21 protein-coding genes and 1 riboswitch are annotated in these 25,074 nt (G+C 73.4%); of the genes, 9 read left to right on the plus strand and 12 right to left on the minus strand.

The annotated features are described in order from the left end of the window. Positions 1 to 142: 142 nt before the first annotated feature. From ACWDR0_RS02015 to ACWDR0_RS02035, 5 genes are all read right to left on the minus strand, one after another. The gene (locus ACWDR0_RS02015) at positions 143 to 1,090 is read right to left on the minus strand and encodes an ROK family glucokinase (protein ID WP_456349636.1); all 948 of its coding nucleotides are present in this window, start codon (positions 1,088 to 1,090) and stop codon (positions 143 to 145) included. Positions 1,091 to 1,229: 139 nt separating this feature from the next. After that, complete coding sequence (locus tag ACWDR0_RS02020) at positions 1,230 to 1,745, minus strand: DUF5304 domain-containing protein (protein WP_456349637.1); 516 nt, start codon at positions 1,743 to 1,745, stop codon at positions 1,230 to 1,232. A gap of 65 nt (positions 1,746 to 1,810) precedes the next feature. After that, complete coding sequence (locus ACWDR0_RS02025; RefSeq protein ID WP_456349638.1) at positions 1,811 to 3,019, minus strand: ArsA family ATPase; 1,209 nt, start codon at positions 3,017 to 3,019, stop codon at positions 1,811 to 1,813. Then, on the minus strand, positions 3,019 to 3,468 hold the full coding sequence (locus ACWDR0_RS02030) for an SRPBCC family protein (protein WP_456349639.1): 450 nt from the start codon (positions 3,466 to 3,468) through the stop codon (positions 3,019 to 3,021). The genes ACWDR0_RS02025 and ACWDR0_RS02030 overlap by 1 nt, the downstream gene beginning before the upstream one ends. A 160-nt stretch (positions 3,469 to 3,628) precedes the next feature. Then, positions 3,629 to 4,411 (minus strand): metallophosphoesterase family protein, encoded by a 783-nt coding sequence (locus ACWDR0_RS02035; RefSeq protein ID WP_456349640.1) that lies wholly within the window; start codon positions 4,409 to 4,411, stop codon positions 3,629 to 3,631. 306 nt (positions 4,412 to 4,717) lie between these two features. Between ACWDR0_RS02035 and ACWDR0_RS02040 the strand changes: the two genes are divergently transcribed. After that, positions 4,718 to 6,523: an AMP-dependent synthetase/ligase gene (locus ACWDR0_RS02040; protein ID WP_456349641.1), complete on the plus strand. Its 1,806-nt coding sequence runs from the start codon at positions 4,718 to 4,720 to the stop codon at positions 6,521 to 6,523. Positions 6,524 to 7,469: 946 nt separating this feature from the next. Here the strand turns inward: ACWDR0_RS02040 and ACWDR0_RS02045 are convergent. Next, a complete protein-coding gene (locus ACWDR0_RS02045; RefSeq protein ID WP_456349642.1) occupies positions 7,470 to 8,624 on the minus strand; it encodes a glycosyltransferase family 4 protein in 1,155 nt (384 codons plus the stop codon). A 151-nt stretch (positions 8,625 to 8,775) separates the two neighbouring features. Here ACWDR0_RS02045 and ACWDR0_RS02050 point away from each other — a divergent pair, with 151 nt between their 5' ends. Next, a complete protein-coding gene (locus tag ACWDR0_RS02050) occupies positions 8,776 to 10,212 on the plus strand; it encodes a glycosyltransferase 87 family protein (RefSeq protein ID WP_456349643.1) in 1,437 nt (478 codons plus the stop codon). Here the strand turns inward: ACWDR0_RS02050 and ACWDR0_RS02055 are convergent. The 5 genes from ACWDR0_RS02055 to ACWDR0_RS02075 form a co-directional block, all read right to left on the minus strand. Further along, positions 10,169 to 11,449 (minus strand): hypothetical protein, encoded by a 1,281-nt coding sequence (locus ACWDR0_RS02055; protein WP_456349644.1) that lies wholly within the window; start codon positions 11,447 to 11,449, stop codon positions 10,169 to 10,171. The two genes, ACWDR0_RS02050 and ACWDR0_RS02055, sit on opposite strands and share 44 nt — an antisense overlap. Positions 11,450 to 11,490: 41 nt before the next feature. Next, positions 11,491 to 12,525 carry an NlpC/P60 family protein gene (locus tag ACWDR0_RS02060; RefSeq protein ID WP_456349645.1) on the minus strand — a complete coding sequence of 345 codons (1,035 nt, stop codon included), beginning with the start codon at positions 12,523 to 12,525 and terminating at the stop codon, positions 11,491 to 11,493. A 212-nt stretch (positions 12,526 to 12,737) separates the two neighbouring features. Next, positions 12,738 to 13,772: an NlpC/P60 family protein gene (locus ACWDR0_RS02065; RefSeq protein WP_456349646.1), complete on the minus strand. Its 1,035-nt coding sequence runs from the start codon at positions 13,770 to 13,772 to the stop codon at positions 12,738 to 12,740. A 398-nt stretch (positions 13,773 to 14,170) separates the two neighbouring features. Continuing rightward, positions 14,171 to 15,532: an NYN domain-containing protein gene (locus ACWDR0_RS02070; protein WP_456349647.1), complete on the minus strand. Its 1,362-nt coding sequence runs from the start codon at positions 15,530 to 15,532 to the stop codon at positions 14,171 to 14,173. A gap of 46 nt (positions 15,533 to 15,578) precedes the next feature. Then, on the minus strand, positions 15,579 to 15,821 hold the full coding sequence (locus ACWDR0_RS02075) for a hypothetical protein (protein ID WP_456349648.1): 243 nt from the start codon (positions 15,819 to 15,821) through the stop codon (positions 15,579 to 15,581). Positions 15,822 to 16,195: 374 nt separating this feature from the next. Here ACWDR0_RS02075 and ACWDR0_RS02080 point away from each other — a divergent pair, with 374 nt between their 5' ends. From ACWDR0_RS02080 to ACWDR0_RS02110, 7 genes are all read left to right on the plus strand, one after another. Continuing rightward, on the plus strand, positions 16,196 to 16,861 hold the full coding sequence (locus ACWDR0_RS02080) for a rhomboid family intramembrane serine protease (protein ID WP_456349674.1): 666 nt from the start codon (positions 16,196 to 16,198) through the stop codon (positions 16,859 to 16,861). Then, positions 16,858 to 17,139, plus strand: a complete 282-nt coding sequence (locus tag ACWDR0_RS02085; protein ID WP_456349649.1) for an Lrp/AsnC family transcriptional regulator — start codon at positions 16,858 to 16,860, stop codon at positions 17,137 to 17,139. Before ACWDR0_RS02080 ends, ACWDR0_RS02085 begins: the two co-directional genes overlap by 4 nt. 236 nt (positions 17,140 to 17,375) lie before the next feature. Continuing rightward, positions 17,376 to 17,807: a small secreted hydrophilic protein gene (locus ACWDR0_RS02090; protein WP_456349650.1), complete on the plus strand. Its 432-nt coding sequence runs from the start codon at positions 17,376 to 17,378 to the stop codon at positions 17,805 to 17,807. After that, positions 17,794 to 19,254 carry an ATP-binding protein gene (locus ACWDR0_RS02095; RefSeq protein WP_456349651.1) on the plus strand — a complete coding sequence of 487 codons (1,461 nt, stop codon included), beginning with the start codon at positions 17,794 to 17,796 and terminating at the stop codon, positions 19,252 to 19,254. Before ACWDR0_RS02090 ends, ACWDR0_RS02095 begins: the two co-directional genes overlap by 14 nt. After that, positions 19,251 to 19,913, plus strand: coding sequence for a response regulator transcription factor (locus ACWDR0_RS02100; RefSeq protein ID WP_456349652.1), 663 nt, complete (start codon positions 19,251 to 19,253; stop codon positions 19,911 to 19,913). Before ACWDR0_RS02095 ends, ACWDR0_RS02100 begins: the two co-directional genes overlap by 4 nt. Positions 19,914 to 20,080: 167 nt before the next feature. Beyond that, positions 20,081 to 21,496, plus strand: a complete 1,416-nt coding sequence (locus ACWDR0_RS02105; RefSeq protein ID WP_456349653.1) for an SLC13 family permease — start codon at positions 20,081 to 20,083, stop codon at positions 21,494 to 21,496. A gap of 61 nt (positions 21,497 to 21,557) precedes the next feature. Further along, a complete protein-coding gene (locus tag ACWDR0_RS02110) occupies positions 21,558 to 22,778 on the plus strand; it encodes a glycerate kinase family protein (RefSeq protein ID WP_456349654.1) in 1,221 nt (406 codons plus the stop codon). Here ACWDR0_RS02110 and ACWDR0_RS02115 read toward each other — a convergent pair. After that, positions 22,709 to 24,127 carry an aminotransferase class V-fold PLP-dependent enzyme gene (locus ACWDR0_RS02115; RefSeq protein ID WP_456349655.1) on the minus strand — a complete coding sequence of 473 codons (1,419 nt, stop codon included), beginning with the start codon at positions 24,125 to 24,127 and terminating at the stop codon, positions 22,709 to 22,711. The genes ACWDR0_RS02110 and ACWDR0_RS02115 overlap by 70 nt on opposite strands. A 197-nt stretch (positions 24,128 to 24,324) precedes the next feature. Continuing rightward, a riboswitch (SAM riboswitch) is annotated at positions 24,325 to 24,442 on the minus strand. Between the last annotated feature and the right edge of the window lie 632 nt (positions 24,443 to 25,074).

Here is a 25,074-nt window from a genome sequence, read left to right on the forward strand (position 1 = left end):
CCGGGTGCCCCGGCCATCGGGCCGTCCCCGGACCACCGTCTGCCCCTGCCGGAGCTCGGTCGGGGGGGCGCCCGGCCCGGAGCGCACCGGAGGAGAGCACCCCCGGCGGTCGGCACACGACCCCGCAGGATCCGGCGGAGTGTCAGCCCTGGCGGGCCAGGTCCGCCGCGCCGACCAGGCCCGCGCGGTTGCCGAGTTCGGCGGCGAGGACCTGGGCGTGGGGGCGCCACTGGGAGCCGACGAGCCAGCGGCGGAAGGACTTGCGGATCGGGTCGAGGACGAGTTCGCCCTCGTCGGAGACGCCGCCGCCGATGATGAACGCCGACGGGTCGAAGAGGGACGCCAGATCGGCGAGCCCGGCCCCGACCCAGCGGGCCAGCTCCCGGAAGGAGTCGACGGCGACCGTGTCGCCGCGCCGGGCCGCGGCGCTGATGTGCTGGCCCTGGATGCCGTCGACGGTGCCGTCGCCGAGGCCGAGGAGGATCCCGGCGCGCTCGGGGGTGGCGGCCGCCCGCTGGCGGGCGTAGCGGACGAGCGCCCGCCCGGAGGCGTACTGCTCCCAGCAGCCCTGGCTGCCGCAGCCGCAGAGCAGCCCGTCGGGCACCACCCGGACATGGCCGAACTCGGCGGCCACGCCGAAGCGTCCGCGGCGGAGCTTGTTGCCCATGATGATGCCGCCGCCGAGACCGGTGCCGAGGGTGATCACGATGACATCGTGATGGCCCTGGCCGGCGCCGAAGCGGTACTCGCCCCAGGCGGCCGCGTTGGCGTCGTTCTCCACCACGACCGGCAGGCCGACGCGCTGTTCGACCTTGTCCTTCAGGGGTTCGTGACGCCAGTCGATATTGGGCGCGAAGATCACCGTGGCGCGCTTGTCGTCGACGTATCCGGCCGCGCCGATCCCGACGGCGGCGATCTCCCCGCCGGTGCTCGTCCGGGCGCCGTCGACGGCGGCACAGATCGCGTCGGTGATTCCGTCGGCCGTCGGCGGGGTGGGGACGGTGTGGGTGTCGAGGACGGTGCCCTCCTCGTCGACCACGCCCGCCGCGATCTTCGTTCCGCCGATGTCAACGCCGATGGTGAGTGCCATGTGTCCCTGTTGTCCCTGCGATCGGTTCGAGCCCGGACGGGGGCAACCGTACCGGAGCGGGAACGCTTTGCGGCCGGGTGTGATCACCGGGGCACCGGTTGTGACCGGCCGGGCCCGGCAGGGAAGCTCCTGCGGATCGTCAGTCGAGGTCGATCTTCTCGCCGCCGGCCGGGCCGTCGTCGCGCCCGTCGTCACGTCGGTCGTCGCGTCCGTCGCCGGGTCCGTCCTCGTGGGGCTTGTCGCCCCGGGGTGCGTCGTCGTCCGGCTTCCCGGTGGCCGCGCCACGGGTCCAGCGCTGTTCCTGGCCCTGGACGGCGGAGCGGTAGGCGGCGAGGAGTTCGCCCCCGGCAGCGGCGAGATGGTCGAAGACCCGGGGGTTGCGCTCGATGACCGGTTCCACGGCCGACTTCGCCTGGTTCACGAACTGCTGGACGGCGCTCTGCGCGGCCATCCCGGGGATCGAGGACTGGAACTCGGTGACCTTGTCGGCGACGGCGCCGAACAGTTTGCGCAGTTCGTCGGCGGGCGTACCGGGCGGGGTGCCGTACTCGGCACGGCGGCGGGCCTTCTCCGCCTCCAGGTCCTCGGCGCAGGCGTCGCCCCAGGGGTCGGCGGATACGTCGGCGTCGGCGGGACGTCCGGTGGCATCGCTCATCTCGTACTCCTGCACAGGCGCGTCGGGTGGTCTCCTTCGACGGTACCCGACCCCGCGGGAAGCGTTCAGTCCCGCTCGGGCCAGAGCCCGGGGTCGGGGGTGAACCGGACGGTGAGCACACCGTCGGCGAGTGCGGCGCCGGTGACCGTGCAGCGGCGGAGCGCGGACGGCAGGGGAACGATCCTGCGGAACGGTTCCACGGTGAGGACGAGTTCACGGCCGCGGCGGACCAGACCGAGGCGGTCCTTGGTGGCGCCCGGCAGGGGGATGGTCCAGGTGAGGATCCCGTCCCCGGCCCGCCGGTCCTCGACGTCCCCGAGGCCCCCGGTGGCTCCGGGGCCGTCCGCCGGGGCCACCGGATCCGGCACGGGGACCGCCAGCCGGGCCAGGTCGTCGGCGCCGCGCGGCTCGCGCCCCAGATGCGGTACCCGGTGCACCTCGCCCCACTCCGTCCACTCGCCCCATTCGTCGAGGCATTTGTTCTGTTCGGCGGTGAGGCCCGCCAGCCAGGGGTCGGCGGAGTGGGCGGGCAGCAGCCGGTTGGCGACGGGCGCGGCGACCCGCAGCCCGTGCAGCGCCAGCCCCGGCCGGGCGGCCCGCAGGGCGTCGGTGGCCGCCGGGGTCGGCTCGGCGACCAGCAGCAGACCGGTGCCGGGCGCGGCGAGCAGGTCCTCCACCGCGGCCAGATCGCGGTCCCAGCCCGCGGCGGTGTCGTAGAGCCACTGCGCGGGCATCGGCACCCCGGCGAGCTGGGCCAGCACGGGCCGCAGGGCGCGGGCCGCCTGCCGTTCCGCCGGCAGCAGTCTGCGGAGGTAGCGGCGGAGCTGGCCGGGCAGCGCGAGCAGGGCGACGGTCTCGGCCAGCGGCGGCAGATCGACCACGACGAGATCGGGTGCCGTATCCCCGCGGGTATGCCGGGCGATCGCCCGGAGCAGGGCGAACTGGCCGCTGCCCGGGAGTTCCGTCAGCTCCTCGCCCGCGAGCGGGGCCGCGCCGAGGAGTTCCAGGGCCGCCCCGGCCCGCTCCTGGAAGGCGAGGAACTCGGTACGGAAGTCGGCCCCCGCGTCGATCCGCGCCACCCGCAGCCCGGGAGCGGCCTCGCCGGGCACGGCCGACGGCGGCGCGTCCAGTCCGAGGACGGCCGCCAGCGCCTCCCCCGGCCCGGGCGAGAGCAGCAGGGTCCGGCGGCCGTCGCGGGCGGCGGCCAGTGCGGTCGCCGCCGCGACGGTGGTACGGCCCGCGCCGCCGAGCCCGGTGACGAGGACCGTACGCATCAGTGCGCGGATCCGCTCTCGACGCGCTTCTTCAGCCCGTCAAGGGCGCGGTCGATGATGACCTTCTCGGCCTTCCGCTTGATCATCCCGAGCATGGGGATCTTGACGTCCACGGTGAGCCGGTAGGTGACCTCGGTGCGCTCGCCGCCGTCCACCGGGCGGAGGGTGTACGAGCCGTCGATGGCGCGCAGCATCTGCGACTTCACCAGGGTCCAGCTCACCTCGTCGGCACCGCTCCAGGTGTACGCCAGGGTGTGGTCGTCCTTGATGGCCCCGGCGTCGAGGACCAGCCGGACCTCCACGGCCCGCCCCTCGGCGTCCCGCGCGACCACCTCGGCCTGCTTCACCTCGCCGGTCCACTCGGGGTAGCGGTCGAAGTCGGCGATCACGCCCATCACTTCGGCGGGCGCCGCGTCGATGATGATGCTCGAGCTGGTGTGTTCCGCCATCGCCGCGGCTCCTCACAGTGCGGTACCGGTACCCGGCCGGGACACGGGCCCATGCCGTACGTCCCGGGGTGAAGGGGTGAATATGTGGTGTGCAGGCTATCGCGACCGGGGACGCCCCCGGTCCACGCCCCGGACGATCACGCGGGGCGGCGGCCGGGCGTCACCACCGGAGGGTCCACGGCCGCCCGGTCGAGGCGAAGTGGCCGACATTGACGCACTCGGTCGCGCCGACCCGCATCCGGGACACCAGCGGCTGGTGGACATGGCCGAAGAGGGCGTACCGGGGCGCGGTCCGGCGGATGGCGTCCAGCAGGGCCGTGCTGCCGCGCTCGAAGCGGCGGGCGACCGTGTCGTAGGTCAGCTCCGGCACCTCCGGCGGAATGTGCGAGCAGAGCACGTCGACCTCGCCGAGCGCCTCGACCTTCGCCGCGTACTCCTCGTCGGAGATCTCGTAGGGCGTGCGCTGCGGGGTGCTCAGCCCGCCGCCGACGAAGCCGAAGACCAGTCCGCCGATCTCGGCGCGCTCGCCGTCGAGGACGGTGACGCCGGGGCGGGCGTACTCGGGCCAGAGCGCCGGGATGTCGACATTGCCGTAGGTGGCGTAGGTCGGGGTGGGAAAGGCCGCGAACAGCTCGGCGTACTGGCGGCGGACGGCTCCCTCGATCAGCGCCTCCCGGCCCCCCTCGCCCAGCCCGAGTCCGGCCCAGAGGCCGCGGGCCAGGTCCCGGGCCTCGTCGAAGCGGCGGGCGGTGCGCAGGGAGACGATCAGATCGGCGTTCTCGACGCCGAAGAGGTCGGGGAAGATCCCGCGCGAATGGTCGTGGTAGTCGAGGAAGAGCACGAGGTCGCCCAGGCAGATCAGGGCATCGGCCCCGGCGCCCGCCCGGGCGAGGTCCGCCGCGTTGCCGTGCACATCGCTGACGACATTGATTCTGGTACCCACCCGTACACCCTCCCCTGACTCCGGCCGGCCCCGCTGATCAGCGTAAGTCGTATCCGGGGCGTCCGGCCGGGCCGCGGGGCCCGCTCCGCGCGGCGGACCTGCCGTTCTTCCGGGTTGCGGTACCGGTGGACTACCGTGGGACCAGGTCGTGCCCGGAGGATCTGCGGTATGCCGACGGCGGGTGTGACGCACGGAACATCTGGCCGGAACCCTCTACCCGGAACGACTACCGGTGGGTAACGTCCGGGCAGCCCAGTGCACCCACCACGAAGCTGTGGCGCCGGCGCCCGATGAGGAGCAGCAGTCTTGCGCGAGTTCAGCCTTCCGGCTCTGTACGAGGTCCCGGCCGACGGGAATCTGACGGATCTCATCCACCGCAACGCCGCTCAGTACCCCGAGGTCGCGGTCATGGGCCGCCGGACCGACAGCGGCTGGACCGATGTCACCGCCCGCGAGTTCCTCGCCGAGGTACGCGCCGTCGCCAAGGGCCTGATCGCCTCCGGTGTCGCGCCCGGCGACCGGGTCGCCCTGATGTCCCGCACCCGCTACGAGTGGGTGCTGCTGGACTTCGCGATCTGGAGCGCGGGGGCCGTGAGCGTCCCCGTGTACGAGACCAGCTCCGCGGAGCAGATCGCGTGGATCCTCTCCGACTCCGGCACGGTCGCCGTCGTCGTCGAGAGCGCTGCGCACGTCGCCGCCGTGGACTCCGTCCGGGACGATCTGCCGAAGCTCCGCTCCGTCTGGCGCATCGACGCGGGTGCCGTCGACGAGCTGACCGCGGCGGGCGCGGAACTGGCGGACTCGGCGGTCGACGAACGCAGCGCCGCGCTCAAGGCGGACGACGTGGCCACGATCGTCTACACCTCGGGCACCACCGGGCGGCCGCGCGGCTGTGTCCTCACCCACCGCGCGTTCTTCGCCGAGTGCGGCAACATCGTGGAGCGCCTCAAGCCGCTCTTCCGCACCGGCGACAGCTCCGTCCTGCTGTTCCTGCCCGCCGCGCACGTCTTCGGGCGGATGACCGAACTCGCCGCGATCATGGCGCCGATCAAACTCGGCACCCTGCCCGACATCAAGACCCTCACCGACGATCTCGCGGCCTTCAGGCCTACGGTGATACTCGGCGTTCCCCGGGTGTTCGAGAAGGTCTACAACGGGGCGCGGGCGAAGGCCCAGGCCGACGGCAAGGGCAAGATCTTCGACCGGGCCGCGCTGACCGCCATCGACTACAGCCGGGCACAGGACACCCCGCAGGGGCCGTCCCTCGGACTGCGGATCCGGCACGCCCTCTTCGACCGGCTGGTCTACCGCAAGCTGCGGGCCGTACTCGGCGGCCGCGGCGAGTACGCGATCTCCGGCGGCGCGCCGCTCGGCGAACGCCTCGGGCACTTCTTCCGCGGTATCGGATTCACGGTGCTGGAGGGCTACGGGCTCACCGAATCCTGCGCGGCGACCGCCTTCAACCCCTGGGACCGGCAGAAGATCGGCACGGTCGGCCAGCCGCTGCCCGGCACGGTGGTGCGGATCGCCGACGACGGCGAGGTGCTGCTCCACGGCGAGCACCTCTTCGAGGGCTACTGGAACAACGAGGCGGCGACGGCGGACTCCCTGCGCGACGGCTGGTTCCACACCGGGGACATCGGCACCCTCGACGAGGACGGCTATCTCTCCATCACCGGCCGGAAGAAGGAGATCCTGGTGACCGCGGGCGGCAAGAACGTCGCCCCCGCGGTCATCGAGGACCGGATCCGGTCGCACGCGCTGATCGCCGAGTGCATGGTCGTCGGCGACGGCCGCCCGTTCGTCGGCGCGCTGATCACCCTCGACGAGGAGTTCCTGGGCCGCTGGGCCGCGGGGCGCGGCAAGCCGGCGGGCTCGACGGCGGAGTCCCTGCGGGACGACCCCGATCTGCTGGCCGAGATCCAGCGCGCCGTCGACGACGGCAACGCGGCGGTGTCCAAGGCGGAGTCGGTACGGAAGTTCCGGCTGCTGGGGGCGCAGTTCACCGAGGACGCGGGCCATCTGACGCCGTCGCTGAAGCTGAAGCGGAGTGTGGTGGCGAAGGACTTCGCGGACGAAATCGAATCCCTCTACCGGAGCGCCTCCCGCTGAGGCGCCTCCCGCTGGGGGGGCCTGTGGTCCAGGGGCCCCTGGGGGTGCCGCACCTGCGTGGTGCCTGCGCGTTGGGCCCGGGGCGCCGTGGGTGCTGTTTCCGCGTGTCCGGCTGCGGGGTCGTTGGTGGCTGGTCGCGCAGTTCCTCGCGCCCCTGGGTACTCGTGCCTGCGGCCCTTGCCCGGTGCGGGCGCCCCGGGGTGGTCGAGTCACGCTCTTCGTGGGGTCGTCACCCGGTCCTGTCTGGTTCGGGCAGGTCGGCGGCCTCCGGGCTCACCTCCTCGCAGGCTGCGATGCACCGCCACTGAAACGCGTCCCGTCTTGTCGCAGCCCACTGCGGGGGCGACCCTGCACCCCCCTCCCCACGGACCCGTTGCATGGAAGCCCCCGGACCCCAAGCCGCCGACAGGTGAGCCCAACCTCCGGGCTGAGCACATCCCCGGGGATGGGTGACCGCACCCCGAGAGGGGCGCACCCTCCGAGGGTGGGTGACCGCAAGATTTGTCCTCCCCCGGTGACGGCGACACCATCAGGGGCTTTGCGGTGCTGCTCAAGTCGGGGTCACGTGGGAGTGGGGTGCAGGGTCGCCCCCGCAGCCGATGGCGACAAGCAAGGCTGCTCCCGGGGGCGGTGCATCGCCGTCGGCGAGGAGGTGAGCCCGGAGGCCCACGACCCACCCGAACCCAGACAAGACCGGTCACGACCCCACGAAGCAACGGTCACAAAGCCTTTCAGCCCCGCCGGCGTTTGAGGCGCAGAAGCAACCCGCACCCCGCGGGCAAGGCACACCCCCGGGAGACCTGGGCGCGAGGAACCCGAGCGGGAGGCGCCCCCGCCCCGCCGGCGTTTGAGGCGCAGAAGCAACCCGCACCCCGCGGGAAGCAGGGCCCCCGGGGCTACCCGGGCCGAGGAACCCCAGCGGGAGGCGCCCCCGCACGCAAGGGCGCTAGAGGAGGTCCTGGAGGCGCGTGGCGAGGAGGTCCCAGCGCCACTTCTCCTCGACCCACCGGCGGCCCCGTTCGCCCATCCGGCGGCGGAGCTCCGGGTCCGCCAGCAGGGTGGCGATCCGGTCGGCCGACTCCGCCACCGCGGCCTCGCCGGTGCCGCCGCGGACCACCCACCCCGTTTCGCCGTCCAGTACGGCGTCCGGCGCGCCGCCCGAATCGCCCGCGACGACCGGCAGCCCGGTCGCGGACGCCTCCAGGTAGACGATGCCGAGCCCCTCGACGTCGAGCCCGCCCCGGCGGGTGCGGCAGGGCATGGCGAAGACGTCGCCCGCACCGTAGTGCGCGGGCAGTTCGGCCCACGGCACGGCGCCGGTGAAGCGGACGGATTCGGCGACGCCGGTGTTCTCGGCCAGCCGCCGCAGGTCGTTCTCGTACGGCCCGCCGCCGACGATCAGCAGGACGGTGCCGGGGACCCGGGCCAGGATCGCCGGCAGCGCCCGGATCAGGGTGTCCTGGCCCTTGCGCGGCACGAGGCGGGAGACGCAGACGACGACCGGCCGGCCGGTGAGGCCGAGCCGTTCGCGTACGGCGGCGCCGCCGGAGTCCGGGTGGAAGGTCTTCTCGTCGACGCCGGGCGGCAACTGCACCATGCGTCCGGCGGCGGCCGGGGTGAGCGCGGCGGCGATCCGGGAGCGGGTGTACTCGCCCAGGTAGGTGATCGTGTCGGTGCCTTCGCCGATGCGGCGCAGCAACTGCCGGGAGCCGGGCAGCTGGGCCCAGCCCGCTTCGTGACCGTGGGAGGTGGCGACGATCCGCCGGGCGCCCGCGCGGCGCAGCGCGGGGCCCATCAGCCCGAGGGGGGCGGCGGCGCCGAACCAGACGGAGGTGCAGCCGTGTTCCCGGAGCAGACCGGTGGCGCGGCTGGTGACCCGGGGGGTCGGCAGCAGCACGGTCGTCCGGTCCCGTACGACGGTGAACGGCTGCTCCGCGTCGAAGGCGGCGGTCGCCTCGGCGCCCTCACGGCCGTGCTTCCAGGTGGAGGCGTAGACGACGAGCATGCCGGGGTCCAGCCGCAGGGCCATGTTGTGCAGAAACGCCTGGATGCCACCGGGCCGCGGCGGGAAGTCGTTGGTCACGATCAGGGTCTTGTGCATCGTGCGCCGACAGTACCAACCGGCTCCGGTGCCGGCCCGGGGACGGCGTCCCTCCGGCCCTGCCTCACGGTCCGGCGGTCCCGGCCGCTGCATCATGTGCGGGTGCGGCCGCCGGACCGTGGGGCGGCGCCTGCCGGGAGAAGGGGCGGCGATGACCGACGGGTGGCGCGAGGGCACCGTGGGGAACGGCGGAGAGGGAGCAGGACGGGTCTTGGGGTGGCCCGGGGCCGCCGTGTGGTCGGCGACCCGGGCCGTTCTGCTGCTCTGTGTGTTCAAGGTGGTCACCGTCCCCGGGCCCGATGTCACTTCGGACGTATCGGTGATCTACCGGGGCTGGTACGAGGTGCTGCGCACCGGGACGTTCCCGCTCGGGGACGTCACCTGGCAGTACCCGCCGGCCGCCGCGCTGGCGATCCTGTCCCCCGCCGCGCTGCCGTTCCTGGAGTACGCGACCGCGTTCTTCGTCCTGGCGCTGCTGTGCGACGCGGCGGTGACGGCCCTGCTGGTGGCCGGGGCCCGCCGCCCCGGGGGGTCGTCGCGGGGTGTGTGGGTGTGGGTGGCGGGAGTACCGCTGCTGGGGCCCACCGCGTACGCCCGCTACGACCTGATGGTCACGGCGGTCGCGGTCGCGGCGCTGGTCGCGGGGGTACGGCGGCCGCGGCTCATGGGGGCTCTGGTGGCGCTGGGAGCGCTGCTGAAGGTCTGGCCGGTGCTGCTCCTGGCGGGGGTGGCCCGGGCGGCGGTGTGGCGGGCGGCGGCGGTGACGGCGGCGGCGGTTCTGGCGGTCTCGCTCGCCGTGCCGGGGGCGTTCGGTTTCCTCGGCCACCAGCGGGACCGGGGTACGGAGGTGGAGTCCCTGGGGGCGCTGGTGTTCCACGTATGGCGGCTGGTGGGCGACTGGGAGGGGCAGGTGCTGCTGCACTACGGCTCCCTGGAGTTCCTCGGGCCGTATGTCCCGGTGGTGTCCCGCGCCGCCCTGGTGCTGGCCGCCGCCGCGCTGGCCTGGCTGGTGCTGTGGCGCCTGCGCGCCACGGCGGCGGCCCGCGGAGTGACCGAGTCCGCCGCAACGGCCGGTGGCGGGACCGGCCCCGCCGGAACGGCCACCGGGACCGGAGCGACGACCCCGGGCCGCAGGCCCTACGGCGCCCGGCCCGGGATCCTGGGGGCCTGCGGCGGGCCGGGGGTGGTGGCCGATGCCGCGTTCACCGCGGTGCTGCTGTTCACCACCACCAGCCGGGTGATCAGCCCGCAGTACCTGCTCTGGCTGGTCGGGCTGGCCGCCGTCTGTCTGCTGCGGCGCCCGGCGCGGATGACGGCGCCCGCCGTGCTGGTGCTCGCGGCGACGGCGGTCACCGTGCTGGAGTTCCCGGTCTTCTTCGGCGAGGTGGTGACGAGCAGCCCGGCGGGGGTGGCGCTGATCGTGGTGCGGAACGCCCTGCTGGTCGCGGCGTCGCTGACGGCGTGCCGGGCACTGTGGCGGGCCACGGTCCCCCGGGCGGGCGCCGCGACCGGGTCCCCGGGAGCCGCGGCGGCTCCGGCTCCCGCTATCTCAGCCGGTCCTTCAGATACTCCCGCCAGCGCGCGGTGAACTCCTCCGGGGCGAGGCCGAGGAGCTGGTGCATGGCCTTGGCCACGACGGCGGTGCGGTCGCCGCCCTCGCCGATCCGGCGGTAGAGGCGTACGAGGGTGTCCTCGCCCCATTCGGAGGCGATCAGCTCGCAGGCGAGCCAGCCGCCCTCGTAGGCGCGGGCCAGGGTCGACTGGTCGCCACCGAAGGAGAACTCGCGGTCGTCGGGGAGGAGAGCGGGCGGTTCGCCGCGCCGGACGGCGCGCAGCAGTTCGGGGGCGTTCTGGCCGGTCTCCCGGGGGCTCTCCCGGTAGGCGACCCAGTCGGCGAAGCCCTCGGAGAGCCACATGGGGGTGGCCGCGGAGGTCGCGCTGCGGGTGGCGACATGGGTGGTCTCGTGGGTGAGGACCACGTTCCGGCCGACGTCCCCGAGGCTGTCGTAGGCGACGGGGTTGACGATGACCCGGTCGGCGGGGACCGCCGCCGATGTCCCGGTCTCCCCCGTGGTCACGGCGGCGATGCCGCGGTAGGCGGCCGGGGGCGTGCCCAGCAGGCCGCCCATGGCCTCCAGCGATTTGGGGACCATGACCACGACCCGCCCGGCCCAGGGGACCGGCCAGGCCCGGGACACGGCGGGCACCGTACGGTCCACGGCGTCCGCCAGGGCCCGGAGCCGGTCCTCGGGCCGTCCGACGGCCAGGACCAGCGAGTTGCGGCCGCGGACGACGCTGACGGGCCCCTGCTGCCACAGTTGCTCGGCGGCGCCCTTGCCGGGCCGGTCCGCGGTCACGAACCAGCGGCTGTCGCGCAGGCCCAGTTCGAGGCGGCGGGGGACGACGACGGACGCGGTGTCGTAGCCCCGTACCCGGTAGTGGAGTTCGGCGTCGGCGAAGACCCGGGGGCCGTCCCGCCGGACCGCGCCGAGCCGGTAGGTCCAGGAGCCGATGGGCACACCCGCGAGATTGCGGAACAGCCTGCGTTCGGTGGACCGCAGTTCGGCCCGGTCGGGCATGACAACGGCCAGATATGCCTCCTCGTCCCGGAGGAGCAGCGCGGCCGCCCGGGCGTTGAGGGTCTCCTGGACCGAGTCGACGGTATGGCCGGACGCCCGGGGGTCCACGCCGCAGCCCGCCGCCCCGCCCAGCACCAGGGCAAAGCCGGACGCCAGGGCCCGCCGCCGTCCCGGTCCCCGGTTCTGTTCGCTCGGCCGGTCCCCGGGGGTCTCTCGGATCCGGTCCGGCCTTCCGTGCACAGCCACCCGGCAGATCGTACGGAACGCGGGGCCCGGCGGACGGGTGTTCAGACGCGGGTGACCGAAGAGACGGGCATCATGCCCACCGGGTCGTAGCGGACGGCGGCCCCGGGGTAGGGCGCGTGGACGACCTGTCCGTTGCCGACGTACATGCCGATATGGCTGGCGTCGTCGCGGTAGGCGACGAGGTCGCCGGGGCGGGCCTGGGAGAGCGGGACGCGCTGTCCGGCGTACCGCTGGGCCTGCGAGGTACGGGGCAGTCCGATGCCCGCCTGGGCGTACGACCACTGGGTGAGGCCGGAACAGTCGAAACCGGAGGGGCCGTTGGCACCCCAGATGTAGGGGCGGCCCACGGCGCTGCGGGCGGCTTCCACCGCGGCGGCGGCGCGGGCGGAGGGGGCGCCGCCGGCGCCGGGGCCGGAGAGCGGGCCCCGGCCGGACCGGGAGGCCCTGGCGTAGGGGTCGCGTTCCCCGGCGGGCAGGGTGTTCAGCACCCGCCGGGCGGCGGCGAGTTTCCGTTCGACGGAGCGCTTGTGGCGGGCGACGGCGGCCCGGGAGCGCTCCAGTTCGGCGAGGTCGCGGACGGCTTCGGCGCGCTGCTGGGCGAGTTGGCGCTGGGCGTGCAGATAGGCGTTGAGGGTGCCTGCCTGCCGGGCGGCGATCCGGTCCAGGACCTCGGCCCGGCGCAGGAAGGTATCGGGGTCGGAGGAGAGGAGCAGCATCAGGGCGGGGTCGGTGCCGCCGAGGCGGTACTGGGCGCCCGCGACGGCGCCGAGGGCGCCCCGCATCCGGTTGACCCGTTCCTGGCCGCGGGCGAGGGCTTCCTGGGCGGCCCGGGTGCGCTGCCGCAGCTTCGCGGCGCGCTCGCCGGCCAGGTTGAAGTCCTCGGTGGCCCGCTCGGCGTCCGCGAGCAGTCTGTCGACTCCGGCGCGGGCGGTCTGCGGGGTGCCGGGCTCGCCGGGGGCGGCGCCCGCGGGGGCAGCGCCGAACGCGGCCGCCGTGGCGGCCGCGGCGGCGGACAGGACGGTGAGCCGGGCACCGTGGGTGGGGCCGGGCTGTGGGGGCCGTCGATGGGACGCCACGGAGCGCGCTCCTTCCGCGTACGGGGATTCGTGCGCGGCAGACAGTAGCCGGATGGTCACACCGCGGGCACGGGCATCGCGGGCGGATACGGCGGCGCCCCGCCGGGAGACCACAGGTCAACGGCGGGGCGCGGCGTCAGTGCGGGGGCGCGGGATTCGCCCGATCGGGCGGCATGCCCGGGTGTGGCGCGGGAAGGTGCCGGCGGCGGGCGTCAGCCGATCCGGACACCGAACTGGAACGGCATGTTGTTCATGGACTCGTAACGTACGACGGCTCCGGAGCGCGGCGAGTGGAGGATCTGCCCGTTGCCCGCGTACAGGGCGACATGGTGCAGGTCGCCGTAGAAGATGACCAGGTCGCCGGGCTTGAGGTCGCTCTTCTTGTAGATCCGGGTACCGGCGTTGGCCTGGTCCTGGGACATCCGCGGGAGCTTGACGTTGGCCTGCTTGTACGCCCAGGAGGTGAAGCCGGAGCAGTCGAAGGAGTTGGGGCCGGTGGCGCCCCAGAGGTACGGCTTGCCGATCTTGCTCTGGCCGGCGGCGAAGGCGGCGGCGGCGGTGCTCGATCCGGGCAGCGACTTGCCGAGGTCGGGGCGGGCACTCGCGTCGGACCGGTTGGCGCGGGTCTGCTCCTGCTGGAGTTCCTGCCGCTCCTTGGCGGTGAGGGTGTTCAGCAGCTTCTGTGCGGCGCCGAGTTTGGCCTGCACCTCGCGCTTCTTGGTGCCGAGCTGCTTGCGGGTCTCGGCCAGGTCGGTGAGCTTGCCCTGGGCTTCCTTGCGCTGCTGCGCGAGGTCGCGCCGCTTCTCCTGGATGGCGTCGATGGCATCGCTGTGGCGGCTGCCGATCTGGTCGAGCGCGGACGCCTTGTCGAGATAGGTGTCCGGGTCGGAGGAGAGGAAGAGCTGGAGCGCCGGGTCGATGCCGCCGGAGCGGTACTGGGCGGCGGCGACCGTTCCGAGGTTGTTCCGCAGGGTGTTGAGTTCGTCCTGGCCGCGGGCGACGCGGTCCTGGAGGGCGTCGACCTGCTTCTGGAGCTTCTCCTGCTTCTCCTTGGCCCCGTTGAACTTCTCGGTGGCCTGCGCGGCCTCCTCGTACAGCTTGTCGACCTTCGCCTTGACCTCGCTCTTGCTGGGCTGCGGGGCGGCGTTGGCGCTCTGGGAGCTCAGGGCCACGGCGGCAGCCGCGGTCGCGGTGAGCACGGTGACACGGGTACGGCCCGGCTGCTTGGCACGACGGTGGGACGCCACGGAGTCGGGCTCCTTCTCCTCGGGACCGCCTGCCGGAGGGGGAACGAACATCCCCGGCTCCGCTCCGGCGGCTCCCCCGTATCAACGGCCGGCGGTGGCGGACTCGGCGGTTCTTCGCTGCCACCCCGGGTGGGTGATCAACCGTGCGAAGGTTCGAGGCCCGACCCTAGTAACACTCTTGTGATCAGTTCAAATCCTCATCCGAAAAATTCCGGCCGTTCGCGCATTCTTTACCCTCGCCCCACCCTGTGTCAGGGGTGGTTGACCGACCGTTCCGCCCCAAGAGGCAACAACAGGCAACAAGAACTGACAAGAGATCACAGGAGAACCGAAGCCGCACCAAAGGGTGCACCGAGCCGAAAAGGGGCACCCGGCCCGGCAGCGGCGGCGGCCGGGGCTCAGACCCGGGAGAGGCGCTTCAGCAGCAGCAGCGAGGCCACCGGGCGGGCCCCGGCCTTGGCGACGCCGTCGGCGACCTCGCGGTCGGTGGAGACCACCACCACCGGCCGGCCCGGCGGCTCGGCCCGCACCAGCTGGCGGATCAGCTCGTCCGCGGTCACCCCGGCCTTGGAGAACAGCACCCGCACCCCGCGCGGCGGGGCCAGCAGTACGGGCGCGGCCAGTTCGGCGCCGTCGAAGACACAGGTGATCTCCGCGCCGGTCTGGGCGGCCAGTACCGAGAGCCCGCCCAGCAGCCGCAGCCGCTGCTTCTCCAGCGGCATCGTCGGATAGCCGGTCTTGGTGACGTTGTAGCCGTCGACGACCAGATGGACCTGCGGCAGCGAGAGCAGTTGGTCGAGCAGCGCCGGATCCGTCTCGGACAGGGCGCGGGCCGCGATGTCCTTGGGCGACATCCGGCCGGGCGCCACGGCGTCCACGGTGTCCGCCGGATGCAGGGAGGCGGGCGGCAGGGCCAGTTCGCGGCGGAGGCCCTGGGCGGCGTCGAGCACGGTGTCCAGCAGCAGCCGCAGCCGCATGTCCTCGATGGACCGGCCCTCGCGGGCGGCCCGGCGCCCGGCCTCGACGGCCGCCTCGGCCTCCCCGAGCCGGGCCTTGAGGCGGCGGGTCTCGCTCTCGGCGGCGGACACCTGGGCCGCGGCCTCGGCCCGGGCCGTCTCCAGTTCGGCACCGGCCCGGCGGAGCGCGGCCTCACCGCGTTTGATGTCGCTCTCGGCGCTGCGCAGTTTCCGGCGAAGCGATTCCGCTTCCTTGCGGGAGCTCTCCAGCTCCGCCCGGAGCCGTTCGGTCTCGCCGCGGGTCAGGGTGCGGGCCTCGGTCAGCTCGTCCCGGAGCCGCTCCAGCTCCTGCCGGCCGGCCTCGTCGGCCCGCTCGGCGTCCACCCGCTGGGCCTCCTCGCCCGCGGCGGCGACCAGCTTCACCCATCCGGCGGGCCGCAGGACGTACGCGGCGGCGGCCACGTCCAGCGGATCGGCGGCGGCCGGCGGGGCACCGGCGGCCAGGGCGGCGCACAGCTCCGGCTGGGCGGTGGTGATCCGGTCGCCGATGCGCTGCCGGAAGACGGGATCGCTCTCCAGCGCCGCCGCCATCGCGTTCCCCGCGAGCCTGGCGCGCCGGGAGGGGGTGAAACGGGCGTACTGCCGCAGCTGGGCCGGCAGCTCCGACACGGTCAGCCCGCCGAAGGCGTCGGCGACCAGCGCCACGACCCTGCGCCGGACGCCTTCCGGCAACGGCCGGTCGAGCACCTCCGCGGCATCACCGGCCGGCCCGGCCGGTCGGGCGCCGCTCTCAGGCTGCTCCACGCTCCGTCACCCCACTACCCGTCAACCGAGACCCGGCCGCCTCCGCTCAGGAGGCCGCGCCGGGCCTGTCCACCAGCTCGATCTGATCCACGGCGTTGCACCAGCGGCAGCGCACGGACTCGATGGTCTCACTGAGCACCTCCCGCTCCTCGACGGCGGGCTCCCCGGCCAGGTCCAGATGGACGTACTCGACGACCTTGGAGGAGCGGGTCACATCGAAGCGGGTGAGGTTGCCGCAGAGCGTGCAGCGCCAGCGGGTGTCGGCCGTCGGCGTGGGCACCGTCTTCATCGTTCCGTCCGTCCTGTTCGTCGCGGATTGCATCCGGTCTGTCCCTTACGGTTCGTGCGGTTGATCCGGTCACCGCGCGGTGCGCCGTCGAACTGCGGGTGTACTGCCCGTAACTCTATGGCCTCGAGGGGGTGCGGTGACACGGCGAGGCACCCTGTACCGATAGCACCCCTTACGCCATCATCTGTCCCGTGAGTCCTTGGCAACAAGCGGCCCGGCGCGTGCTCGTCGCGGCGGTACGGCGGGCCGCCGCGACGAGCGCACGCGTACGCCGTACGACGGGGACCGGAGCGGGGCGTACACCGGAGGACGGAGCGGGCCCTACGCCGCCGGATGCGGTCCCCGGCACCGGGACCCCGGTCGTCACCTGGGCCCTGATCGCGGTCTGCTGCGCGGCCTTCCTGCTGGGGCCGGTCTCCGGGCTCCATCCCTCCTACGGCTCCGGGGAGGCCCTCACCGCGGCCCGGGGCGCGTACTTCGCCCGCTGGGGGGTGATCCCCGCCCGGCTCGCCGACGGGGCGCCGGGCACCCTGCTCACCCCGCTCACCGCGCTCTTCGTCCACGGCAACTGGCTGCATCTCCTCGGGAACATGCTCTTCCTCTACGTCTTCGGCGCCATGACCGAGGAACACCTGGGACGACTGCGGTTCACCCTCTTCTATCTGGGGGCCGGTTATACGGCGCTGGCCGCCTACGCGGCCGCCAACGCCGACTCCGAGCAGACCCTGGTCGGCGCCTCGGGGGCGATCTCGGCCGTGCTCGGTGCCTTTCTCTTCCTCTTCCCGAAAGCCCGGGTCACCAGTCTCTTCCCGTTCCTCTTCTTCCTTCCGCTGCGGTTCCCGGCCCGGGTGGTGCTGGTCTTCTGGTTCGTGCTCCAGTGGCTCGCGGCGACCGGGCTGGGCCAGGGCTCGCCCGCCGTGGCCTATCTGGCGCATCTGGTGGGGTTCGGGACCGGCTTCCTCTACGCGTGGGGACGATTCCGGCGTCCGGCTAGAGTGAAGGCCCCAGCAGCGGCCACCGAGGGAGACAGCCAGCCGTGATCACCGCGATCGTGCTCATCAAGACCAGCGTGGACCGGATCCCCGAGATCGCCGACGAGATCGCGGCGCTGGAGAACGTGAGCGAGGTCTTCTCGGTGACCGGGACCTACGATCTGATCGCCATGGTCCGGGTGGCCCGGCACGAGGACCTCGCGGAGGTGATCCCGGGCCGGATCAGCAGGATCGGCGGGGTCCTGGGCACCGATACGCACGTCGCGTTCCGGACGTACTCCCAGCACGATCTGGAGGCCGCGTTCGCCATCGGCCTCGACGCCTGACGGCGTACGGCGCCACCGCAGTCCGTGGGCGCAGGAAGCGCACCACGAGCGCGGCAGCCGGGGGCACAGCGGGCCCGGCCCGGCGGCCCGCCATGGCGCGCCCGGCGCGTGGCCGTCGTCACAGCCTGCGCACCAGCCCCACCACCTGCGAGTTTCCCCGCAGGAAACCTTCAGATGAAGAATTCTTCATCCTCTTCTCATCCGGATGACGCCCTGCGGCTCCCACCATCGACATCATGCTCTTCTCCCACCGCATCGCGGCCCTGATCGCCGTCGTCGCGATCCCCCTCGGGATCGCGGTGACCAGCTACGCCCTCACCGACAGCTCCGACACCCCGAAGGTCCCGCCGAAGGTGAAGCTGGACTCGGGCACACCCTCCGGCTCGCCCGGCGGGCCCACCGGCACCGCCGGCAGCCCCGGACCGACCCAGGGCGACGAGACGGTGGCGCCCCCGGTGAGCGAGAACCCCGGCGACGACGACGGCCCCTCGGTGACCACCTCCCCGTCCCGGAGCGCCGTGACCGGCCGGCCGGGGACCAACGGCGGAAACACGGGCGGCGCGGCCACGGGCGGCGGCAGCGGCGGCGGGGCGACCAATCCCGGCCAGGGCAACAACGGCGGGGACGACGACGGCCCGGGAGGCGACGACTTCGGTGACGACGGCTGAACCGCTGCGCCGCTGGGTCGTCGCACGGCTCCGGACGGTCTCCGCCCGGGCCCGGATCCTCCTCTGGCTGCTCATTGTCATGGCCGTGGCACTCGCCGCGGTCGCCCTGGCCACCCGCTCGGTACTGCTGCGCGACGCCGACCAGCGGATCAACGGTCTTCTGGTGCAGGAGACCAACGAGTTCGCCAGCTTCGTCGAACACGGCCGCGACCCGGCGACCGGGCAGCCCTTCACCGATCCGCACCAACTGCTGAAAACCTTCCTGACCCGCCAGTACCCGGACCCGGACGAGGAGCTGCTCGGCCTGGTCTTCAATCCGGCCGAGGGCCACAACAAGATCCAGCAGAGCCGGGACCACGGCATGGCCTACCCCCTGGTGGAGGACAAGCCGTCCCGGCAGCAGATCTTCAGGGCCGACGACTCCGCCGGAGTGCTCGAACGCCCCGAGGGCGACATCCGGTGGGCCAAGGTGCCCATCGAGTCCCCCAACGGGCACCCGGCGGCGGCGTTCGTCGTCGCCATCCACCCCGCGGGCGAGCAGCAGAAGGCGGCCGACGTCTTCCATATGCTGCTCGCGATATCCGGGGTGGCCCTGCTGATGACCACCGGTATCGGCTGGGTCGTCGCGGGCCGCATCCTCCGTCCCGTACGGCTGGTCCGCACCACCGCGGCCCAGCTCACCGAGCAGGACCTCACCCAGCGCATCCCGGTCCAGGGCCGCGACGACATCGCCGCGCTCGCCGAGACCTTCAACGCCATGCTCGACCGGCTGGAGCGGGCGTTCGCGGCCCAGCGCGAGTTCGTCGACGACGCGGGCCACGAACTGCGCACCCCCATCACCATCGTCCGGGGCCATCTGGAGCTGATGGGCGACGACCCGGCCGAACGGGAGCAGACCGTCCGGATCGTGATGGAGGAACTCGACCGGATGAGCCGGATCGTCGAGGACCTGCTGCTGCTCGCCAAGGCCGAGCGGCCGGACTTCGTCGCCCCGGAACCGGTCCAGATCGGGGAGCTGACCGCCGATGTCTTCGTCAAGGCCCGGGCGCTGGGCGAGCGGAACTGGCAGCTCGCCGAGGCGGTCGACGCCGAGGTCATGCTCGACCCGCAGCGGATCACCCAGGCCATGGTGCAGCTGGCGCAGAACGCGGTCCAGCACACCACCACGGGCCAGCGGGTCAGCATCGGCTCGCGCGACGAGGGCGACCGGATCGAGCTGTACGTCGCCGACAGCGGCCCCGGGGTACAGCCCCAGGACGCCCAGGTCATCTTCGAACGCTTCCGGCGCGGCACCGCGCGGCGCGGCTCCCGGGCCACCGGGGCCGGGCTGGGGCTCGCCATCGTGAAGGCCATCGCCGAAGGGCACGGCGGGCACGTCGAGCTGCGGCCCACCGAGGGCGGCGGCGCCACCTTCGTCCTCGTACTCCAGAAGGAGGCCACCCCGTGAACCGGATACTCATCGTCGAGGACGAGGAACGCATCGCGTCGTTCGTGGAGAAGGGGCTGCGCGCCAACGGCTTCACCACCAGCGTCGTCCACGACGGGGACGCCGCCTACGACTACGCCGTCACCGGCGGCTTCGATCTGGTGATCCTCGATATCGGGCTGCCCGGCCGGGACGGCTTCACCGTCCTGCGGCAACTGCGCGAGGCCCAGGTGACGGTGCCGGTGATCGTGCTCACCGCCCGGGACTCCGTACGCGACACGGTGGCCGGTCTGGAGGGCGGCGCCGACGACTGGATGACCAAGCCGTTCCGCTTCGAGGAGCTGCTGGCCCGGGTCCGGCTGCGGCTGCGCACGGCGGCCCGGGCGCCGGAGGTCACCGTCCTGCGCAACGGCGAACTCACCCTCGACCTGCGGACCCGCCGGGCCCGCTCCGGGGAGCGGATGGTCGATCTGACGGCCCGTGAATTCGTGCTGCTCGAACTCTTTCTGCGCCATCCGGGACAGGTGCTGTCCCGGGAGCAGATCCTCTCCCATGTCTGGGGGTACGACTTCGACCCCGGCTCCAACATCGTCGACGTCTATGTCCGCGCGCTGCGGAAGAAGCTGGGCGCCGACCGGGTGGAGACGGTGCGCGGAATGGGCTACCGCCTGCCGGAGTGAACCGCGCCCGGCAGGGGCGCGCGCGAAGGAGCCGTACGGTGAACACGCCGTACGGCTCCTTCGCGTCACCCCTCGTGCTGCGATGCGCCCCCGGCCGGGCGCTTTGGTGAAGTTCCTTTCATCATCGGCTCATGAAGTGCTCACCGCCCGGGTGAAACCTCTTATCCGTGACACTGAACCTCCGACAGGCCGTGACCCTCTGTGTGGCGCTCAGCATCTGCGCGCTGCTCGTCGTTCCCGGCAACTTCCCCGGACTGAGCGGCGACGCCCGGATCACCCTCGGCGTCTTCGCCATCGCCACCTGCGCATGGATCGGCACCCCGATCGACGACACCTATATCGCGCTGGGCGCGGGGCTGGCGCTCACGGCGACCGGGGTGATCACCAGTGACACGCTCTTCGGGACCCTCGGCGACGACACCGTCTGGCTGCTGATCTGCGCCTTCGTCCTGGCCGCCGCGGTGGCCAGGACCGGTCTCGCGGGGCGGGCCGCGGTCTTTCTGGTCACCGGCGCCCGTACGGTCCGCCAGCTGGTCCATCTGACCACCGCGGCCCTGGTGGTCACCGCCTTCGCGGTGCCCGCGACCTCGGGACGGGCCGCGCTCGCGCTGCCGGTCTTCATCGCACTGGCGAAGGCTCTGGCGGACCGCAAGCGGCTGGTGGTGATGCTGGCGCTGCTGTTCCCGACGGTGATCCTGCTCTCCGCGGTCGCCACCCTGATCGGCGCGGGCGCCCATCTGATCACGGTGTCCGTGCTGTGGGAGGCCACCGGCGAGAACATCGGCTTCGCGGAGTGGCTGCTGATCGGTTTGCCGCTGGCGATCGTCTCCTCCCATCTGGCCGCCGAGGTGGTGCTGTTCACCACGACGAAGCGGGCGGACCGCACCGGCCCGGTGCATATCACCGCCGAGGAGATCCAGGAGCACACCGAAGCCCCGGTGCTCGGCCCCTGGTCGCAGGCGGAGGCGCGGTGCGCGCTGCTGCTGGCGACCGTGGTGGCGCTCTGGTGCAGCGAGCCGCTGCACCGGGTGCCGCCGGCCGTGGTCGCGCTGATCGGCGCGGTGGTCGCCTCGTCGCCCGCGCTCGGCACCGTACGGCTGAAGGAGGCACTGAAGACGGTGCCCTGGTCGATGCTGCTGTTCATGGCCGCGACGATGGCCATGGGTGTCGCGCTCGCCGACTCCGGGGCCGCGAAGTGGCTGGTCGGCGGGGTGCCGCTGGATGTGCCCGCCTGGGCGTTCCTCGCGGTGGTGGTCGTGGTGTCGACCCTGGCGCATCTGGTGTTGCAGTCCCGTTCGGCGCGCTCGTCGGTACTGGTCCCACTGGTCGTGGCGGCGGCGGTGGGCGCCGGGGTGAACCCGGTGGCCGCGGCGCTGGCGTCCACGGCGGCGGCCGGGTTCTGCCATACGCTGCCCGCCTCCGCGAAGCCCGTGACCCTCTACTCCGACATACCGGATATCCCCACCTACACCCCTCGCGATCTGCTGCGGATGTCCGCGGTGCTGGCGCCGATGACCGCCGCGCTGGTGCTGCTCTTCGCGGTGGCCGTCTGGCCGCTGGTCGGTGTCCCCGTCACCCCCTGACCACGGCCGGACCCACCCCCTCACCCTCAACTGTTCACCACCCGTACCGGGAGTTCATACGATGCTGACCCGATTCGCCGTCGCCCCCAGCGGCTTCAAGGAGTCCCTGTCCGCCCAGTCCGCGGCGGAGGCCATCGCCGCCGGTGTCCGCCGGGTGGTCCCCGGCGCGGAGATCGACCTCATCCCCCTGGTGGACGGCGGGGAGGGCACCGCCGAGGCGCTGGCCGCGGCCTCCGGCGGACGGCTGGTACGGCTGACCGCCACCGGGCCGACGGGCGATCAGGTGCCCACCCACTTCGCGATGCTCGACAAGTACACCGCCGTGGTGGAGATGGCCGCGGTCGCCGGTCTCTCGCTGGTGCCGCGCGATCTGCGGGACCCGGCCGCCACCACCACCTACGGCGTCGGCGAGCTGATCCGGGCCGCGCTCGACGAGGGCGCCCGGGAGATTCTGGTGGGCTGCGGCGACTCCGGCACCTCGGACGGCGGCGCGGGCGCCCTCCAGGCCCTCGGGGCGCGGCTGCTCGCCGCGGACGGCACGGAACTCGGGCACGGCGGCCGGGAGCTGCTCCGCCTCGACCGGATCGACGTCTCCGGGCTCGACCCGCGGCTGGGCCGCACCGACATCAGGGTCGCCTGCAATCCGTTCAACGTGCTGTGCGGGGAGCGGGGCGTGGCCCGGGTCTTCGGCCCGCAGAAGGGCGCGACGCCCGAGCAGGTCGAGCAGCTCTCGGCGGCGCTGGAGCACTGGGCGGACGTCCTCACCCGTGATCTGGACGTACGGGCCGATCTCTACGAGGGCCCGGGGACCGGGGCGTCCGGCGGGCTCGGCGCGGGGCTCGCGGCCCTCGGCGCCTCGCTGCTGCCGCGCTTCGAGGTCCTCCTGGACCATCTCGACCTGGACGCCCGGCTGGCCCGGGCGGATCTGGTGCTCACCGCGGAGGGGGCGCTGGACCACCAGACCCCGCGCGGGAAGGTGCCCGCCGAGGTGGCCCGGCGGGCCAAGCGGTACGGCCGGCCGGTGCTGGCCCTGGCGGGCACGATCGGGGAGGGCGCGCACCAGGTGCGGTCGGCGGGGGTGGACGCGTACAGCTCCATCCTCCCGGCGCCGGTGACGCTGACCGAGGCCCTCGGCCGCGGCGGGGAGTTCCTCGCCGACGCGACCGAGCGGGCGCTGCGGATGGTGCTGATCGGGACCCGGATCCCGGAGCGTCAGCCGGTGGGCGCGGTGGCGGCGGGCGCGCCGGGGTCCGGCACGCAGCGGCCGTCCTCGGTGCGGTAGCTCCAGCGGGCGCCGTCGGTGACCAGCTCACGGACGGCGCCGAGGAAACGGTCCAGGTGCTCGTCGGGCGTACCGGCGCCGAAGCTGACCCGGATGGCGTTGAGCGAACGCTCGCCCGGCTCGGCCTCGGGGGCGCCGCACTCCCCCGGGTCCTGCGGGTCGCTGCCGAGCAGGGTGCGGACCAGCGGGTGGGCGCAGAACAGGCCGTCGCGGACGCCGATGCCGTACTCGGCGGAGAGGGCGGCGGCGAAGTGCGAGCTGTTCCAGCCCTCAACGACGAACGAGATCACACCGACCCGCGGGGCGTCGTCGCCGAACAGGGAGAGGACCTTCACCTCGGGCACCTCGGCGAGCCCGGCGCGGACCCGGGCCACCAGCGTCTGCTCCCGCTCGACCAGGTCGTCGAACCCGGCGTCGGTGAGGGCGCGGCAGGCGGCGGCGATCGCGTAGACGCCGATCACATTGGGCGAACCGGCCTCGTGGCGGGCGGCCGTGGTGTGCCACTCGACCTCGACGCCGCCGTCGGCGCGGCGGGCGACCTTGCGGGAGGCGCCGCCGCCCGCGAGATACGGATCGGCGTCCCGCAGCCAGTCGGCGCGGCCGGCGAGGACGCCGGAGCCGAAGGGCGCGTACAGCTTGTGGCCCGAGAAGCAGACCCAGTCGACATCCAGTTCGCGGACCGACACCGGGTGGTGCGGGGCGAGCTGGGCGGCGTCGAGGACGATCCGGGCGCCGTGGGCGTGCGCGGCGGCCGCCAGCTCCTTCACCGGCCACAGCTCACCGGTCACATTGGACGCGCCCGTGACGCAGACCAGCGCCGGACCGTACGGGTCCCGGTCGGCGAGCGCCCGCTCCAGGGTGTCCACGGCCTCCCCGGGGGTCCGGGGCGCGTTGAGGTACGTCACCCGGGCATCGCGCCACGGCAGCAGGGACGCGTGGTGCTCGGTCTCGAAGACGAAGACCTGGCAGTCGGCGGGGAGCGCGGCGGCGAGGAGGTTCAGGGAGTCGGTGGTGGAGCGGGTGAAGACGACCTGGTCGCCGTCGCGGCAGTCGAGGAACCCGGCGACCGTGCGGCGGCTGTTCTCGAAGAGGTCGGTGGAGAGCTGGGAGAGGTAGCCCGCGCCCCGGTGGACGCTGCCGTAGTAGGGGGCGTACGCGGCGACGTCGTCCCAGACCCGCTGGAGGGCGGGGGCGCTGGCGGCGTAGTCGAGGGCCGCGTAGGTCACCTCGCCGCCGGTCACCAGCGGGACGGTGACATCGCTGCCGAGCACCGGGAGGGGGGCGTACGCGGTACCGGCGACGGCGGTGGCGGTGGTGGCGACGGGCTGCGGACACACGGATGCGGACATGACGAACTCTCCCGGGAGGGCAGGCGGAATGAAGGCTTCAAGGCCCCGCACGGCACGCGGAAGGACAACGGACGGCGCATGCGCGCCGGGCGTTCCGGGGTACGGGGATGTGCTGAAGAAGGGGCTACGAGGCCCTATCGCATTCGCTTGCTCACGAGGCTGCTCCCTTGAGGACCAGGACCCCAGGGTGTCGCAGGGGTCCGCGCTTGCCGCGGGCCTCGCTGCCCACGGCCTGGTCTTCACCCGGGGCACCCCGCCACGGACGGAGGGTTGCCGGACAGCGGGCCGGGGCCGTAGTCGCTGTCACTCATGACCTGGCCCAAACCGTATGCGACAGCCCGCAACCCCGCAACCCCCGTCCGCTATCCGGACCATCCCTCGGCGCGGGTACGCATCAGGGGCGGGCACTCCGGGGCGCCCGGCCCCTGAACCGGTCGCGCTGCCTCGGGTCTTCTTCTCCGGCAGGGTGCGGTCGAGGTCCTAAGGGGCGCTGGGGGTCCCCCCACGCCGTCAGGCGTAGGGGGCGGAACTGCGCGAACGGCCCACGGCGGCTCGGAGTCGGAAATCGGCCCCGCCGGGCACGGCGCTCGCCGTCGAGGACCGGGCGGGCGGGGTGACCCGGGGCCCCCGGCGCCGGGGGCGCCCGGCTGGCAAGGCACGGGTGGCCTTACGACTCCGCCGCAACAGCGGGACGCACCACCGGCCGACCCGGCGGGCGTCACCACCGCACCCACAGGCAGAGGCCGGCCCGGCACCGCCGAAGGCGAAGTCGTCACACCCCACCGTTGCGGCGGAGAAGGGGGACGCACCCGGCCCCCATCCCCCACGCCTGACGGCGTGGGGGATGGGGGGCCGGTAACCCGGCCCCCGGGGACCAGGGCGGCCAGATCCGCGGTGATGGTGCCGGGGCCGCAGCCGATGTCCAGGATCCGCATGGCGGGCCGGAG

Source organism: Streptomyces sp. NPDC003691 (genome assembly GCF_053981115.1).